At 34.3% G+C, this 14,503-nt stretch carries 17 protein-coding genes; 6 read left to right on the top strand and 11 right to left on the bottom strand.

Features of this window, described 5'->3' with window-relative positions:
• Positions 1–219 precede the first annotated feature (219 nt).
• Together NST49_RS03720 and NST49_RS03715 are read left to right on the top strand one after the other, a co-directional pair.
• Positions 220–993: a DeoR/GlpR family DNA-binding transcription regulator gene (locus tag NST49_RS03720; protein ID WP_251165855.1), complete on the top strand. Its 774-nt coding sequence runs from the start codon at positions 220–222 to the stop codon at positions 991–993.
• Positions 994–1,006: 13 nt separating this feature from the next.
• Complete coding sequence (locus NST49_RS03715) at positions 1,007–1,723, top strand: HAD family hydrolase (protein WP_341047104.1); 717 nt, start codon at positions 1,007–1,009, stop codon at positions 1,721–1,723.
• Between the two features lie 244 nt (positions 1,724–1,967).
• Here the strand turns inward: NST49_RS03715 and NST49_RS03710 are convergent, their stop codons facing one another.
• From NST49_RS03710 to NST49_RS03695, 4 genes are all read right to left on the bottom strand, one after another.
• Positions 1,968–2,822 carry an endo alpha-1,4 polygalactosaminidase gene (locus NST49_RS03710; protein ID WP_251165857.1) on the bottom strand — a complete coding sequence of 285 codons (855 nt, stop codon included), beginning with the start codon at positions 2,820–2,822 and terminating at the stop codon, positions 1,968–1,970.
• A gap of 33 nt (positions 2,823–2,855) precedes the next feature.
• Positions 2,856–3,815, bottom strand: a complete 960-nt coding sequence (locus tag NST49_RS03705) for a glutathione S-transferase family protein (protein ID WP_341047100.1) — start codon at positions 3,813–3,815, stop codon at positions 2,856–2,858.
• Between the two features lie 76 nt (positions 3,816–3,891).
• Positions 3,892–4,284: a DUF1398 family protein gene (locus NST49_RS03700; protein WP_341047097.1), complete on the bottom strand. Its 393-nt coding sequence runs from the start codon at positions 4,282–4,284 to the stop codon at positions 3,892–3,894.
• 34 nt (positions 4,285–4,318) lie between these two features.
• Positions 4,319–4,663, bottom strand: coding sequence for a winged helix-turn-helix transcriptional regulator (locus tag NST49_RS03695; RefSeq protein WP_341047093.1), 345 nt, complete (start codon positions 4,661–4,663; stop codon positions 4,319–4,321).
• A 149-nt stretch (positions 4,664–4,812) separates the two neighbouring features.
• Here NST49_RS03695 and NST49_RS03690 point away from each other — a divergent pair, with 149 nt between their 5' ends.
• Entirely contained in the window at positions 4,813–5,673 is an 861-nt protein-coding gene (locus NST49_RS03690) for an SDR family oxidoreductase (protein ID WP_341047091.1), read from the top strand.
• A gap of 563 nt (positions 5,674–6,236) precedes the next feature.
• On the opposite strand, the gene NST49_RS03685 is transcribed toward NST49_RS03690, so the two are convergent.
• Positions 6,237–7,031, bottom strand: coding sequence for an SDR family NAD(P)-dependent oxidoreductase (locus NST49_RS03685; protein WP_089976999.1), 795 nt, complete (start codon positions 7,029–7,031; stop codon positions 6,237–6,239).
• Between the two features lie 16 nt (positions 7,032–7,047).
• Positions 7,048–7,884: an aldo/keto reductase gene (locus NST49_RS03680; RefSeq protein ID WP_341047086.1), complete on the bottom strand. Its 837-nt coding sequence runs from the start codon at positions 7,882–7,884 to the stop codon at positions 7,048–7,050.
• 139 nt (positions 7,885–8,023) lie between these two features.
• Between NST49_RS03680 and NST49_RS03675 the strand changes: the two genes are divergently transcribed.
• Positions 8,024–8,389: a winged helix-turn-helix transcriptional regulator gene (locus NST49_RS03675; protein WP_301426722.1), complete on the top strand. Its 366-nt coding sequence runs from the start codon at positions 8,024–8,026 to the stop codon at positions 8,387–8,389.
• 215 nt (positions 8,390–8,604) lie between these two features.
• Here the strand turns inward: NST49_RS03675 and NST49_RS03670 are convergent, their stop codons facing one another.
• The 4 genes from NST49_RS03670 to NST49_RS03655 all read right to left on the bottom strand — a co-directional run bounded on the left by NST49_RS03670 (position 8,605) and on the right by NST49_RS03655 (position 10,868).
• Positions 8,605–9,198, bottom strand: coding sequence for a GyrI-like domain-containing protein (locus NST49_RS03670; RefSeq protein WP_341047082.1), 594 nt, complete (start codon positions 9,196–9,198; stop codon positions 8,605–8,607).
• Positions 9,199–9,214: 16 nt separating this feature from the next.
• Positions 9,215–9,532, bottom strand: a complete 318-nt coding sequence (locus NST49_RS03665; protein WP_089977014.1) for a MazG-like protein — start codon at positions 9,530–9,532, stop codon at positions 9,215–9,217.
• A gap of 21 nt (positions 9,533–9,553) precedes the next feature.
• Positions 9,554–9,901: a hypothetical protein gene (locus NST49_RS03660; RefSeq protein ID WP_089977018.1), complete on the bottom strand. Its 348-nt coding sequence runs from the start codon at positions 9,899–9,901 to the stop codon at positions 9,554–9,556.
• Positions 9,902–9,965: 64 nt separating this feature from the next.
• On the bottom strand, positions 9,966–10,868 hold the full coding sequence (locus NST49_RS03655; RefSeq protein WP_251165861.1) for a helix-turn-helix transcriptional regulator: 903 nt from the start codon (positions 10,866–10,868) through the stop codon (positions 9,966–9,968).
• A 447-nt stretch (positions 10,869–11,315) separates the two neighbouring features.
• Between NST49_RS03655 and NST49_RS03645 the strand changes: the two genes are divergently transcribed.
• Together NST49_RS03645 and NST49_RS03640 are read left to right on the top strand one after the other, a co-directional pair.
• A complete protein-coding gene (locus NST49_RS03645) occupies positions 11,316–12,332 on the top strand; it encodes a Gfo/Idh/MocA family oxidoreductase (protein WP_035020638.1) in 1,017 nt (338 codons plus the stop codon).
• A gap of 56 nt (positions 12,333–12,388) precedes the next feature.
• The gene (locus NST49_RS03640) at positions 12,389–13,366 is read left to right on the top strand and encodes a Gfo/Idh/MocA family protein (RefSeq protein WP_089977030.1); all 978 of its coding nucleotides are present in this window, start codon (positions 12,389–12,391) and stop codon (positions 13,364–13,366) included.
• A 44-nt stretch (positions 13,367–13,410) separates the two neighbouring features.
• Here the strand turns inward: NST49_RS03640 and NST49_RS03635 are convergent, their stop codons facing one another.
• Positions 13,411–14,277 carry a MurR/RpiR family transcriptional regulator gene (locus NST49_RS03635; RefSeq protein ID WP_043945813.1) on the bottom strand — a complete coding sequence of 289 codons (867 nt, stop codon included), beginning with the start codon at positions 14,275–14,277 and terminating at the stop codon, positions 13,411–13,413.
• Positions 14,278–14,503 lie beyond the last annotated feature (226 nt).

Here is a 14,503-nt window from a genome sequence, read left to right as displayed (position 1 = left end):
TGAATCCGCTATCACTATCTAAAAAGAATTGTAATCGCATTCAAAACAATTGTCAACATAAATAAACAAATTTAATCATTTCCATTCTTTTTTCGTCTCTTAATTCTCCTTTATAAAGACCTTGAAATAAATAATATCCGTTTTTGTTCGTATTTGTTTATTTCATTTGACTGAAAACGTTTTATGTGATAAATTGTGTTTAAATTAGAGGTGAGACGAATGCTAAAAAAAGAAAGATTATTAACAATAATCGACATGGTCAATAAAAAAGGCATCATTACAGTGAATGAGATTATTGATGGTTTAGCTGTTTCTGATATGACCGTCCGTCGAGACTTAGACGAACTTGAAAAATCTGGTAAACTTCTTCGTGTTCATGGAGGTGCCCAAAGTTTGACTTATACGTTAGACCAAGAACTTTCTCATACGGAAAAATTAACCGTCCAAATGGAAGAAAAAAAACAAATTGCTGAAAGTGCCGCAGCACAGATAGAAGATGATGAAACTATTTTCTTAGGTCCCGGAACCACGATTGAACTATTGGCAGCTTGTCTTATTAACAAAAAGATTAGAATCATTACAAATAACTATCCAGTATTTGATATTTTGGCTCAATCAGACGTCCCAGACATTTTATTAATTGGCGGTGATTTTCGTAAAAATACTGGTGCTTTTGTCGGGCCAATCGCTAATGACAATCTTAGAAAGCTAAAATTTACTAAAGCGTTTATTAGTTCTAATGGGGTTCATAACGAAGCTATTTCTACTTATAGTACTGAAGAAGGTGAAGCACAACAAATTGCACTTAACAATTCTCGTAAGAAATACTTATTGGTGGATAATAAAAAATTTAACCGTGATGATTTCTATGTTTTTTATAACCTTCACGATTTTGACTTATTGATTACTGACAATAAGACAACTAATGAAAACAAAGAACATTATTCTCAATATGTAGATATTCAAATTGCTGAATCAACAGAAAATTTATGATAGGAGTAGTTGTATGAAAGGAATTATTTTTGACTTTAATGGCACTATGTTTCAAGATTCTCACTTACATGAAGAAGCTTGGATTCATATGATTCACAAATATACTAAAGGCGAATTATCTGATGAAGATATTTTAAAAAATATCCACGGACGCACCAATAATGAAATCCTTAATTTTTTCATCTCTAAAACCTTAACTGATAAAGAAATTGCCTCACTTTCTTATGAAAAAGAGGCTTATTATCGAAATCTTTGTAAAGCGAATGAAACTGATCTTGTATTAACGGAGGGACTAGAAGAAACATTAGACATCATTATAAAACATAGAGTTCCTATAACTATTGCAACTGCAACTGTTAAAGAAAATGTAGATTTTTATTTTGAAGTGTTCCAATTGAATCGCTGGTTCGATATTGACAAAGTTATTTATGATAATGGAAGTTTTCCTGGAAAGCCACAACCTGATATTTTTCTGCATGCTGCGAAAATATTAGACTTACAGCCAAACGAATGCCTAGTTATAGAAGATGCTTATTCAGGTCTTTTAGCAGCTCAGCGCGCAGGCATAGCTACAATTGTTGCTATTGATCCCGAAAGAAAAAATCGGTCCATCTTTTTAGAAGCAAATCTTTGTCAAGATGGACTAATCACAAATTTCATTAATTTTTGGCCTTTATTTATAGAAAAAAATATAAATAAAGAAAAAGAAAATGGAAAAAAAAGCGTTTAGACCCCAATCATTGGAGCGAATAAGCGCAGTATGGTCATCGAGCATTATTCATGAAGTTGACATCGGGGCTGCTTTTTTGAGCACGTTTTAGCATAAACAGTCGTATATAGAAGAGGCTGGGATAAAATCCCAGCCTCTTCTTCTGAATTTTTCTATACTATATAAACATTAGCATCCTTTTCAGATTATCAAAAAAGTATCATTATCATCTTTCAGTTCCTATCTTATCATTTTTTTGTAACAATTAACTCGGTCCACCATCTAATTCAACCGAATCGGATATATAATACTGCCAGCCTCTTTTAGTCGCATAGTCATGGACATCTTTAGCCAGCTCTTTTTTTGTAGAGTATTCAAGCAAATAGATCTCTTTCCCAGCTTTATCAACTGTATCTAAATAATTTAAGTAGTAGGTTTGATTTTCTTTTGTTTGAGTACTCAGCTTATCTTCCTCAAAATCAATAGCTGAAAAGACGGTTTCTTGGTTTACACCAGTCAAAATATCATCTAGTTGCTGATTTTGCTGTAAATATGCACTAACAAATTCATTTCCTCCATTAATAAGGACCGGTTTGCCATAGCTCATGAGTGTCTTTAAGATTTTTTCCACTCCAATATACGTTTCTTTTGTTTGAAATTGCCAGTATACATCTACATTATCGATCCAAAAGCCATCAATTCCCTTATCAAGTAGTTCGTTAGCTAAAGTAACGGCACTAAATTTTTGCCAGTCTTCATTGGTTACATCGACCCAATATTCTTCTTCCCAATTTTCATAAGGCCTCAAAGTAAGATACTGAAATTCTTCATAGTAAGGCCTGTAAGTTTCCAATGATCCTACATTTAAATAACTATAAACTTTTTGTCCTCGATCTTGCATCTCAGTAATTTCTGCTTCGGAGAGATTTTGTGCATCAATAATGACCGTTTCGTAACCTTCACTAGCTTCGATTGCTTCACTTCCATCTAAACTCAAAAATACACCATACTCACCTGTATTTTCGAGTTTACTGTTGCTTTTCCCTTCTAAGTTTGCACAACCTGTTACTCCTAAAATAACCATTGCTCCTATCAAAAAGCGTATCGCAGTAGTTTTCATTTAATGGCTCCTTTATCTCTCTCGCTATCTATTTTAATCTAAACTAAAATCCAATTCCGGTCCTGCTGGAACGATGCCGGTCGGATTGATATTTTTATGACTGCGGTAGTAATGGTCTTTGATGTGCTTAAAGTTCACTGTTTCCGCTATTCCTGGCCAGTTGTATAATTCTCGTGTGTAGCGCCATAGGTTTTTGTACTCTGTAATGCGTTTGATATTGCATTTGAAATGACCGTGATAAACACTGTCAAAACGAATCAATGTAGTGAATAAACGCCAGTCTGCTTCCGTAATTTGCTCCCCTACTAAGTAACGATTCTCTTCTAGGCGTTCTTCAAGTTCATCTAGCGCAGCAAATAAATTCAACACTTCTTCTTGATAAACTTCTTGCTTCGACGCAAATCCAGCTTTGTACACTCCATTATTAACTGCATGATACACTTTCTCATTGATCTCATCAATTTCTGGACGCAATGCTTCAGGATAATAATCGCCTTCCTTTGCACCGACGTCATCAAATGCGGAGTTTAAGATACGCATGATTTCAGAAGACTCATTATTTACAATTTTATTTTGTTTCAAGTCATATAAAACAGGCACAGTCACTCGTCCACTATAACCTGATTCCACATGCGTATAGACTTCATAAAGATAATTTGCATCAATGACTGGATCTGGAATCACACCTTCTTCTGCATCAAATGTCCAGCCATTTTCGGCCATCAAAGGATTCACAATAGATACCGATATCATCTCTTCTAACCCTTTTAGGTTACGCATGATTAATGCACGGTTTGCCCAAGGACACGCCAACGCTACGTACAAATGATAACGTCCAGGTTCTGCTTTAAAGCCGGCTTCACCAGTTGGTCCAGCACTTCCATCCGGCGTGATCCAATTGCGGAATTGTGATTCCTGACGAATGAATCTCCCTCCATTGCCTTCTGTGTCGTACCATTGATCATGCCATTTACCATCTACTAATAATCCCATTGTTATTCCCCTTTCAACTACTGATCTTTATCGCTTACATTATTTGTCTTCTCTTTTATTATAGGTAGAGCTTAATTTATAATCCAGGAATCGGTTCAACTAACAAAGCTTTATGATTCGTGGCGTAATAAATCACTTGCTTCAACACTAAATCACTCGTCCAAAAAGGAACACCAGCTTTACCAGCTAACTCACAAAAAGTTTCAAAATCAAACTCCCCAGATTGTGCTCTTTGTACAGCTATTTTGATAGCTTCGGAATTACTTTTTTCAGCAACTTTTTTCGGTTTCCCATTCAAAGGCAAGTCGACGGAACTGTTTTCATCAAAATAACGGTACAGTCCTTCTGCAACTAAATAATCATAGCGTTTTATGCCTAACGTTTTGAATTCCTGCATTAATTGAGCAAATCCACCTGCATTTTTTTCAGCATAGACAGCTTTTTCAATCTCTTGGTTATTTAAACTCATATTTATTATCTCCTTTTAATGAATGACGCTTCGGTTACACTTTTGGCTGTTCAACTTCAACCGTAACCATTTCTTGATAATTTGTGCCCCAATCCTTCATCGCATCTAAAATTGGTTTTAAACTATTACCTAATTCCGTCAATGCATACTCCACACGTGGAGGGACTTCTGCAAAAATTTCACGGTCTACCAATCCATCTTCTTCCATAGACCGTAAATGTGACGTCAAAACTTTTGCTGAAACCGTTCCGATCGCTTTCCTTAGTTCGCCAAATCGTTTGGTCCCATCTAACAACTCTCTTAATATCATTACTTTCCAGCGATCATTTATCAACAATAATGTCGTCTCTACTGGACAAGCTACAACTTTGTTACGCATAGAAACCCTTTCCTTTCACATTAGTTACTTATTAGTCACTAAGTAACTCCAAAGTACTTACTTTACATAAGTTACTTAGAGTCCTATTATAATAGTAGAACTTGAAAGAAACAAGCTAAGAATCTAACTAGTAGGAAGGTTGATACCAAATGAAGTACTTATTAACAGGCGCAACAGGAGAACTAGGCACTCATGCCTTACATTATTTAAAAGAACAAGTTGAGTTAAATGAAATTGTGGTATTAGCACGAACAAAAGAAAAAGCTGCTATGCTGCGTGAACATGGAGTTGAGGTTCGTATTGGTGATTTTGGCGACTATGCAAGTTTGATTGAGGCATTCAACGGCATCGATCGTTTATTATTTGTTTCCTCACAACCTGGTGCAGTAGTTTCACGTGGTGAGCAGCACAAAAATGTTGTAAATGCTGCTAAAAAGACTGGCATTTCATTTATTGCTTATACAAGTTTCCCTAAAGGTGCTGAATCCAAAAGTCCTTTAGCTCAAGACCATATTTTAACGGAACAATTAATTTCTAAATCCAACATTCCCCACACTTTTTTACGCAACAACTGGTATATAGAAAACGAAAAGGACACACTAAATGCTGCAGCAGCAGGCCATCCTTTCACGTATTCTGCTGGAGAAGGCAAAACGGGTTGGGCGTTAAAACGTGAATATGCCGAAGCTGCCATCAATGTCTTAACTGGACAAGCAGCAACACCAGAAGTACTTGAATTATCAGGCAATCCTATTACTTATGTAGAATTAGCAGAGGCTCTTAAAATTGCTAGTGGCTCAGCATTTAAGGTCGTTAAAATGAATGATAGTGATTATCAAACTGCATTAACCAATAATGGCGTTCCTGAGGCAGTTGTCGGCTTCATCTTAATGATTCAGAATGATATTCGTAATGGAGAATTGGATGTTATGTCAGATGATATTGAACAAACGTTAGGCAAACCATTGACACCGCTAGTTGATGCTTTAAAAGAGTTCTTACAAAAATAACAGTTTATAAGTAGTTTTATTCTTCAATCATGTAGAGAACAAATAAGAAGAAACCTTATTAAAGGCTCCTTCTTATTTGTTTTGCTTTTGATAAAGTTCATCTATTTCTAAGCACTTTTTTGACATAAAGTTCTTTAAAGACATCAAAATCGCTATTCCCACTAATTTTTTCAGTCCCAGTAGCATTCAGCAGTTTTTTGCAACTTTAGCTGCTGAACTGCCAGCCGGAAGCTTTAAATCATCGAACGGGGCAAAATTAACTGGGTTCTTAATATCAATAATATGTTTATATTCTATGTTGCCCCACAAAGAGCTATCCTGATTCCGTTTAGATTATTTGAATCATCTAAAGATATCGTAAAAGTGAAGGAACTCACTCAAATAAACATTGACTCAAAAAGTACAAAATTTGAAGATTAGCACGAATGCATCACCCTATAAATTGAATGAATATAGAATAAAAAAAAGCGAGAGGTTGGCAGATGATTCAATCATCTGCCAACTTCTCTTATCATCATGACTTGTATTTGTTTACCTTAAATACGCTACTCCTTGTCCGTTTTCTAAAAGATAGTGGGTACCATTCCACCATCTGCTCGAATAACCGAACCGCTAAAACTACTTGCTAGAGGACTACAAACAAAGGTAACTAAGCGACCTAACTCTTCTGCTGGAATAAATCGTTGGATCAAAGAAGCGCTACGGTGTTCCGCCATGAAGCGACGTTCTTGTTCTTCAAAGCTTATGTTTTCCTTTCCGTAAAATCCTTCTAGCATCCCGCTAACCCCTTCAGTTAAGGTTGGCCCAGGTAAAACAGTGTTGACTGTAACCTGTGTTCCTTTGGTTTGGATAGCTAAAGTTTTAGCTAGAGAAAGCTGCATGGTTTTAGTCATACTATAGTGAGCCATTTCCCCAGAAGGCATCAACGCTTCTTCACTAGCAATAAAAACAATCCGTCCAAAATTAAGCTTAAGCATATGCGGTAAATACTGTTTCGCTAAGGTGTTGCTGATTAGGACATTCATTTTGAAAAAACGTAGCCACTCTTCATCATTAATCTCATAATAGTCCGTTGGTTTAAAAATACCTAAACTATTAATTAACAGATCTACTTGCGGAAATTTCTCCATCAATTGATTGATTTCTTTTTCCTGACTTAAATCGTAAACTGCGCTTTGAGGATTGGTAGTAGGAAATTTTGTTTGAATTTCAGCAATCACTGTATCAACATCTACCTTACCACGTCCGTTAATAATTACATTTACGCCTTCACTGGCTAACTCTAGAGCGATGGCTTTTCCAATCCCCTTAGTTGAGCCGGTTACAAGAGCGGTTAACCCAGTCATTTGCATTTTCATAGTCTGCTCTTCCTTTCTAAAATTCAAAATTGTCTGGATCTGGACCAATTCGACGGTTTTGATTTAATGCTGTAATACTTGCGACTTCTTCTTCAGTTAATGCAAAGTCAAAAACAGCTCTATTTTCAAGTAACCGATCTGCATTGGTTGATTTAGGAATTGTAATAACGCCATTTTGTAAATCCCAACGTAAAATAATTTGGGCAGCTGACTTCCCATATTTTTGACTTAACGCTAAAATTAAATCATTTTGCAAAATTTCTCCATTCATCAACGGAGACCAAGCTTCCATTTGAATATTTTTTTTTGTTAAATAATCCTTTAGTTCTCCTTGAGTTAACAAGGGATGGTATTCCACTTGATTAATAACCGGGGTTACAGTACTGTGTTTCGTCAATTCCTCTAAATGATGAATTTGAAAATTACTTACCCCGATACTCCGAACCTTTTTAGCGGCATAAAGTTTTTCCATTTCTTGCCAAGCAGCAACATAATGTTCTGCAACTGGCCAATGAATCAGATATAAATCCAAATAATCCACGCCTATTTTATCTAAACTTGTTTGATAAGCTTCTATTACTTTTTCACTACGCATATCTTCATTCCAAATTTTAGAAGTGATAAATAAATCTTCACGACTAATCCCCGCTGCAGCAATCCCTTGACGAATCCCTTCGCCTACTGCTTCTTCATTGCCATAAATACTTGCCGTATCAATGCTTCTGTAACCTGCAACAATAGCCGTTTTAATTGCCTCAACTAATTCTTTATAATCTTCCACCCGAAAAACGCCTAAGCCTAAAGTCGGCATCTCAACTCCATTATTCAAAGTAATAATTTCTTGCGATTTCATAAATATTCCTCCAATTTTATATTTACATTTGCCTAACATGTCGTTAGTATAGACCCTATACAACTTAATGGGAAGTAGGTACTTTTTTGTGCTATAGGAACTAAAAAGTACCTATAAAAAGGAGAGAAATAAAATAAAAATGAAACCAACAATTGTTTACGGTATTGGGGTTGAAGCTACCATTGAAGTAATTGGCGGAAAATGGAAGCCGATTATTCTGTGTCACTTAAAGCATGACACCAGACGGCCTTCTGAATTAAAACGTCTTATGCCCACAATTACTCAAAAAATGTTAACTCAACAATTACGTGAGTTAGAGGATTCCGGAGTGATTGATCGCACCGTTTATGAACAAGTACCACCTAAAGTCGAATATTCTTTAAGCACTTATGGCCACTCTTTAGAACCCGTTTTAGAATTGTTATGTACTTGGGGCGAAGAGCATATTGATCGCCGGAAAACACAATTTAATGAGAACATTATTTTAGAACATACTGAACTTTAAACGTTCAAATACGAAAAATAAAACATTAGATAATCATCCCGTCCTTAGATAGAAACATTATATAATCTATTTGTCTATGATTGCTATTACTCCAGCTAAGTAATACTCAACTACACGCTATTTAAATTCTTCCTCGTATTTAACTATAAAAAGACCTCTAAAGTTAATTTTTTAATTTAACTTTAGAGGTCGCTACATTAGGTCAGATGCTTTTTTCATACCTTCCGAACAGGATCACGAAGAATTGTACGTAGAGTATCTTGAGGAGTTTTTGCTGTAAATGAGTCTAGGTGAATCTCAAGATGAGAACCACTACGTCGTACACCATTTTGTTCAGCATACCTTTCTAAATCAGCAAGCGTTCTAAGTTCATCAGAAAAAGGTCCATGGTGCATAACCTGAATGACTGTTTGGGCTGGGATTGAAAAAGGTTCAAGAATATCAGAAGACTTTTTATTTGAACTAGAACTAGCAGTAATAATCTCTTCAATTTTTTCTTTTGTTAAAAGTTGAGACGTTTTCGTCATGATCCGGTATTCTAGCAACGACAAGGGGTTAGCAGTATAGAAATCCGCAATGTTAGCTGGTTTAGCACCTTTTGCATACCAATATTGAACTTCTATAACTGGCATATTTATTTGTTGATCCAATTTTTTTGATATATCTGCAACTAAAGCTTTCTTTCGATAAAACTCAGTGCTTCCTGGAGCCCCTTTTCCAAGAATCGATAAATAGTTAACAGCTTCTGTATGGACGATCTCTGGAATATTTGTTGCCGAATAGTGTTCAGTCAATTTAATCTCTGCCATTTAAAAGCCTCCTTTATTAATTTGATAAATTAGTTTTGGTTTCCGTTAGAAAAGTATCTAATGCTTGTTCAACATTGATGTTCGCTTGATTGGCAAGAATTGTAAGCCACCAAATATTTTCCCCAATTTTATGTGCTAATAATTTTTCGTTATTCTCCCCAGTCGGCCAGCTGCCTGTTTTGTCCATGATTAACCTACTTAATAAACCAGCGTCAGTCAAAAATGCTAATGTGTCCTGTTCTATCGTCCATTTTTCCCCTTGGGTTGCTTGCTCAATTCGGTGATACTGTTCTCTAATCTCATCTGAACGTTGCACTAATTCATTAATATCCATCCTATTTTTCTCCTCTTTATTCTATTTAAGATCGGCAATCAACTGCTCAATTTTTCCTGTCGGCGATAAACTAAATTCATAAAAGCCTGAAATCCCCTGCCCTCCATTAGGAAAACTCCCTTTAAAAATAACCTTTACAGTGACTACGTTGTCTTTGATCTGATATTCTTGAATTTTCGTGCTGGTCTTGTAGTCAATAAAATAATTTCTAAAGTATTGTTTGATTTCTTCCTCGCCTTCAAATTTTCTGCCGACTGATAGTTCATCGATAACACCATTGTCGATAAAGGTGTCTGCATATCCAGTTTCGTCAAAATCATTACTAGCTTCAATATATTTTGAAATAATCTCAGGTAATTGTTTTTCCATTTTGACACTTCCTTTCTTATATTTGAAGTATATAAAAAAAAACATGACAATAGTCTGTCACGTTTTAATAATAATCAAGCATACTTTTTAATTCTTTTTTTAATCGATTTTGAATTATAGTTGGCGCCAACACTTGTAAATATTTACCAAACGAAAGCAAGTAACTATCTAACCACTCGCCATCATTGGTTAAACAATTGACAAGATAATAGTTGTCATCAATTTTGCTGATTTGTTCTCGAGTAAATTCTTCAAATATACGATAACTCATTTTAGCGTTGATTTTCAAAGTTAAGGATATTGAATCAGTTATTTTTTTATCCTCCTGTTGTGCCATTATGGGAGCAGCAGTTCGTTGGGACTTGGATTCTGCAGAAACTATAGTAGTTTCATGCATTCTAGTTAACTTAAATAAGCGCCAATCTTTTCTTTCAATGGAGTACCCCTTCAAATACCAAGCCTTATCTTTAAATATAACTTGGTTGGGGCAGACTTTTCTTGATAGATATTCATTTTTAGCATTCAAATAGTTAAAAGTAAGCAGTTCAGATTGAAATATTGCTTGTTTTATCAATGCTAATGTCGATTTTTGTTCCTGACTGTTACTCCAATTTGAAGGGTCAATTTCAATCCAAGAGATTGGCTCTTTTTGGAAGACTGCGGATAGTTTGTCCAAAGTTTCTTGATCACTTTGACCAACTCCTACTAAACTTTGCAATGAAGATAATATATTCATCTGCTCATCTTCTGAAACCAAGGTACTATTCATTCTAAATTGAGGCAACAATGAAATCCCGCCATTTCTCCCCTGACTAGTATAAATCGGGATACCTGCTTCTGACAAATTATCAATATAGCGATAAACTGTTCTTACTGAAACTTCTAATCTATCGGCTAATAATTTTGCTGGCATTTTTTCATTACTCATTAACAAATAAACCATTTGAAATAAGCGGTTTGATTTCATATATTCACACTTTCATGTTGACTCTTAAAAAGTTGCTTAAATCTTCTTTTCTGGGTCTTAATACTGATTCCATTCTTACGTTCAATCATCTTATAAGTCTTTCCTGATCGTCTTAATCGATAGAAAAAAATATTTATGATTACTAATCTTAAAATTAGAAAACCCCTAAGAATTTTATGCATATCAACTACCTCCCCATATTTAAACAATTTAATTTCTATTTAATAGCATCCAAATTCCTTCTAAACCTTTATTTTATATTACTATTTTAATTCTTGAAGTTCACTATAAAAAATTTTATGAAGGCCATCTATGAACATAATGTTCAGGTTACCTCACTTTATTTGGAAGAAAAAAGAACATGAGAACCTTAATGGATGAGTAACAGCTTATTTCACTCGTTTTCATATATAATCTAATTATCAGATACTATAGGAGGTTTTTTAAATGTTAACAATGGCTTATATTGGTAACGGAAAAAGTACGAATCGCTATCATTTACCTTTTTCATTAAAAACAGAGAACGTTAAAGTGAAGACAATCTATTCTCGTCATGAAAATAGTTCATGGGATAAGGTTCCTGGAGTCCACTATACAACAAATTTAGAAGATATTTGGAATGATCCAGAAATTCAATTAGTGGCAATCTGCCTTCCAAGTTCATTACATTTTGAATTTGCAAAATTATCACTAGAAAACGGAAAAAATACACTAGTTGAAAAGCCATTTACCGAAACTGCTGAAGAAGCAAGAGAACTATTTGAGTTAGCAAAATCAAAAAATTTACTCGTTCAATGCTACCAAAACAGACGTTACGATTCAGATTTTCTGACAGCTCAAAAAATTATTGAAAGTGGCATGATAGGTGAATTACTAGAAGTTGAAATGCATTATGATTATTTTAGACCAGAAGTTCCAGAAAACAGCACAGAATTTTCAGCCTCTTCAAGTTATTTATATGGCCATGGGTGCCATACAATCGATCAAGTTCTTTCCTATTTTGGAGATCCAGATTCTATTCATTATGATGTAAGGCAATTATTGGGTCCTAATCGTATGAATGATTATTTTGACTTAGACTTTTACTATTCAAAAATAAAAGTTTCTGTTAAATCAAGTTATTTCAGAATAAAACCACGACCAAGTTTTGTTCTATATGGTAAAAAAGGTATGTTTATCAAGCAAGAAAAAGATAGGCAGGAAGAACATCTAAAATTATTCTATATGCCAACTAATCCTGATTTTGGTATAGATACCCCAGAACATTACGGTACTGTGACCTATATAGATGCTGATGGTTTATATCATGAAGAAAAAGTCGTTTCAGAAATTGGAGATTACAGTCATGTTTATGAAGGTTTATATGAGTCTATTATAAATGGAAAAGATAAAACAGTGAAAGATGAAGAAACGATTCGTCAACTAGAAATACTTGAAGAAGGGATTCAAAGTATTAAATACTAACTTATCAACTTGTCTAAAAAAAACAAGGATCACTCAACTAAGAAAGAAGGTTTATAATGAAACTTGCAATTATAGGTTCTGGAATGATAGTAAATGATTTTTTAACTATGGTCTGTGATGTTCCAGGGATTCAATTAGAGGCAATTGTGGGAACGGATAGAAGCATGGATAAAATGAAGCTTTTAAAAAATGAATATGGTATTCGTCAAGTCTCAACTAATTATTCTGATTGTTTAAACAATCAGAATATCGATACCGTTTATATTGCGTTGCCTAATCATTTGCATTTTTCTTTTGCTAAACAAGCCCTACTGAGTAAAAAAAATGTTATTTGTGAGAAACCCTTTACCTTAAACTTATCAGAAATGAAAGAGCTGAGAGAACTAGCTTTAGCAAACAAAGTCATGTTGTTAGAAGCTATAACCAATCAATATTTAACCAATTATAAAAAAATAAAAGAAGCCATCAATACTATTGGAGCTATTAAAATTATTGAATGTAATTATTCTCAATATTCATCAAGGTATGATGCCTTCAAAAAAGGAGATATATTACCAGCTTTCAATCCCAAAATGGGCGGGGGAGCTTTAATGGATATTAATATTTACAACATTCATTTTGTAACGGGTCTTTTTGGGGAGCCCCAAATAGTAAACTATTTGGCAAATGTTGAAAATGGAATTGATACTTCTGGCATCTTAAGTCTTGATTACGGGGATAAAAAAGTAGTCTGTATAGGTGCTAAAGATTCTACAGCTCCGATACGAACCATTATCCAAGGCGAAAAAGGAGCTATTATTATTGAAGGACCTACAAGCACCATCGACCGTTTTACTGTAATCGATCATCAAAATAAGAGCGAAATCGTTGATTCTAAAGTGCATACGCACCGGATGTACGAAGAATTCATTGAATTTGAAAGAATCATAAGAGAATCTGACGTTGAAACTATGATAAAACACCTTGATCACAGTGAAATAGTTATGTCCATTGTAGATAAAGGATTAGAAACTGCAGGTATAACATTAGGCTAAATTTTCAAAGCAAAAAACAGGTGCTTTTTCAATATATGGACAGGTCATAGCTCTTCTGACAAAATTCCATTTTGAATGAGTGACTGTTTTTCTTTTAATTTCTCCAAATTACTTCTATATTCTTTTGCATATAAAATAGAATATAATGTGTCTAATACATACTGAAAGGCAACTTGTGATGCAAAAGTTCCAACTTTTACAAAATCATATTCTTCCTGGACTACTACTATCGTGTTGGCAGCTAATTTAATCAAATCAGATTCTGTATTTCCTGTTATCAAAATGGTTGGAATATTTTTGTTAGAAAAATGTTGTAGCATACGCTTATATTGTGGACTAGTTCCACTATAAGATAGAAATAAAGCACAATCTTTTGGAGTAAGGTTAGAAGCATTCCATGCCTCATCTGCATATTCTTCAGAAATAATAGCAAATCTATTAATCTTTACTAATTTATTTTGAAAACTTCTCGCTCGTACTTGTGAATCACCACGAGAAAACAGAAAAATATGCTTAGAGTTGAAAAGAATTTCTGCCACTGATTGTAGTGAATCTTCATCTAATTGATTTAACGTTTTTTTTATCGTATCAATCGTTAAATTTGCCATATTCTTAGCTATATCCATGGTCAAATCTTCTTGTTTAAAAGGGAAGTTAGCATCCACTTCACTAGGTAAATGCAATTGGCTATAAACTACACCTGAAATAGCGTCCTTAAAACTTCTAAATCCATCATACCCAATTTTTTTACAGAGACGGATAATTGTTGAGTGAGAAGTGTATGTTAATTTTGCTAAATCCTCAATATATATCGTAGGAATCGTGGTGATATTTTGGATGATATAGTCAGCAATTCTCATTTCTGTATTTGTAAAGTTCGTTTGATCTTTCAACTTATTCAATACTTGCACCAAATTTAACAACTCCTTTATAAAATGATTCTATATCATTTAGTTATAGTTTACTATATAACCGTGAGTGTAAAATAATATCTTTTTATAAACAAACTATGAAACTGCGGTATAAATCTCCCCTTTCAAATTAAAAAGGCTGTAGATTTGCATGGAATATGCATATCTACAGTCTCTTTAATTTTTTATGTCAGTACTTTCCCAGTCTTTTCCTCGTAACCTTTAC

Origin of the sequence: Carnobacterium sp. FSL W8-0810 (assembly GCF_038007125.1) — a bacterium.
Classification (GTDB): Bacteria; Bacillota; Bacilli; order Lactobacillales; family Carnobacteriaceae; genus Carnobacterium_B; species Carnobacterium_B inhibens.
Note: the sequence above shows the minus strand (reverse complement) of the source record. Positions and strands in the feature narration are given on the sequence as shown.

Coding starts and splice junctions, on each gene's coding strand:
- NST49_RS03685 (WP_089976999.1), bottom strand. CDS start 7,031: ATGAAAATGCAAATGACTGGGTTAACCGCTCTTGTAACCGGCTCAACT.
- NST49_RS03700 (WP_341047097.1), bottom strand. CDS start 4,284: ATGAGTTTAAATAACCAAGAGATTGAAAAAGCTGTCTATGCTGAAAAA.
- NST49_RS03720 (WP_251165855.1), top strand. CDS start 220: ATGCTAAAAAAAGAAAGATTATTAACAATAATCGACATGGTCAATAAA.
- NST49_RS03695 (WP_341047093.1), bottom strand. CDS start 4,663: ATGCGTAACAAAGTTGTAGCTTGTCCAGTAGAGACGACATTATTGTTG.
- NST49_RS03690 (WP_341047091.1), top strand. CDS start 4,813: ATGAAGTACTTATTAACAGGCGCAACAGGAGAACTAGGCACTCATGCC.
- NST49_RS03705 (WP_341047100.1), bottom strand. CDS start 3,815: ATGGGATTATTAGTAGATGGTAAATGGCATGATCAATGGTACGACACA.
- NST49_RS03670 (WP_341047082.1), bottom strand. CDS start 9,198: ATGGCAGAGATTAAATTGACTGAACACTATTCGGCAACAAATATTCCA.
- NST49_RS03655 (WP_251165861.1), bottom strand. CDS start 10,868: ATGAAATCAAACCGCTTATTTCAAATGGTTTATTTGTTAATGAGTAAT.
- NST49_RS03640 (WP_089977030.1), top strand. CDS start 12,389: ATGAAACTTGCAATTATAGGTTCTGGAATGATAGTAAATGATTTTTTA.
- NST49_RS03715 (WP_341047104.1), top strand. CDS start 1,007: ATGAAAGGAATTATTTTTGACTTTAATGGCACTATGTTTCAAGATTCT.
- NST49_RS03665 (WP_089977014.1), bottom strand. CDS start 9,532: ATGGATATTAATGAATTAGTGCAACGTTCAGATGAGATTAGAGAACAG.
- NST49_RS03660 (WP_089977018.1), bottom strand. CDS start 9,901: ATGGAAAAACAATTACCTGAGATTATTTCAAAATATATTGAAGCTAGT.
- NST49_RS03645 (WP_035020638.1), top strand. CDS start 11,316: ATGTTAACAATGGCTTATATTGGTAACGGAAAAAGTACGAATCGCTAT.
- NST49_RS03710 (WP_251165857.1), bottom strand. CDS start 2,822: ATGAAAACTACTGCGATACGCTTTTTGATAGGAGCAATGGTTATTTTA.
- NST49_RS03680 (WP_341047086.1), bottom strand. CDS start 7,884: ATGAAATCGCAAGAAATTATTACTTTGAATAATGGAGTTGAGATGCCG.
- NST49_RS03675 (WP_301426722.1), top strand. CDS start 8,024: ATGAAACCAACAATTGTTTACGGTATTGGGGTTGAAGCTACCATTGAA.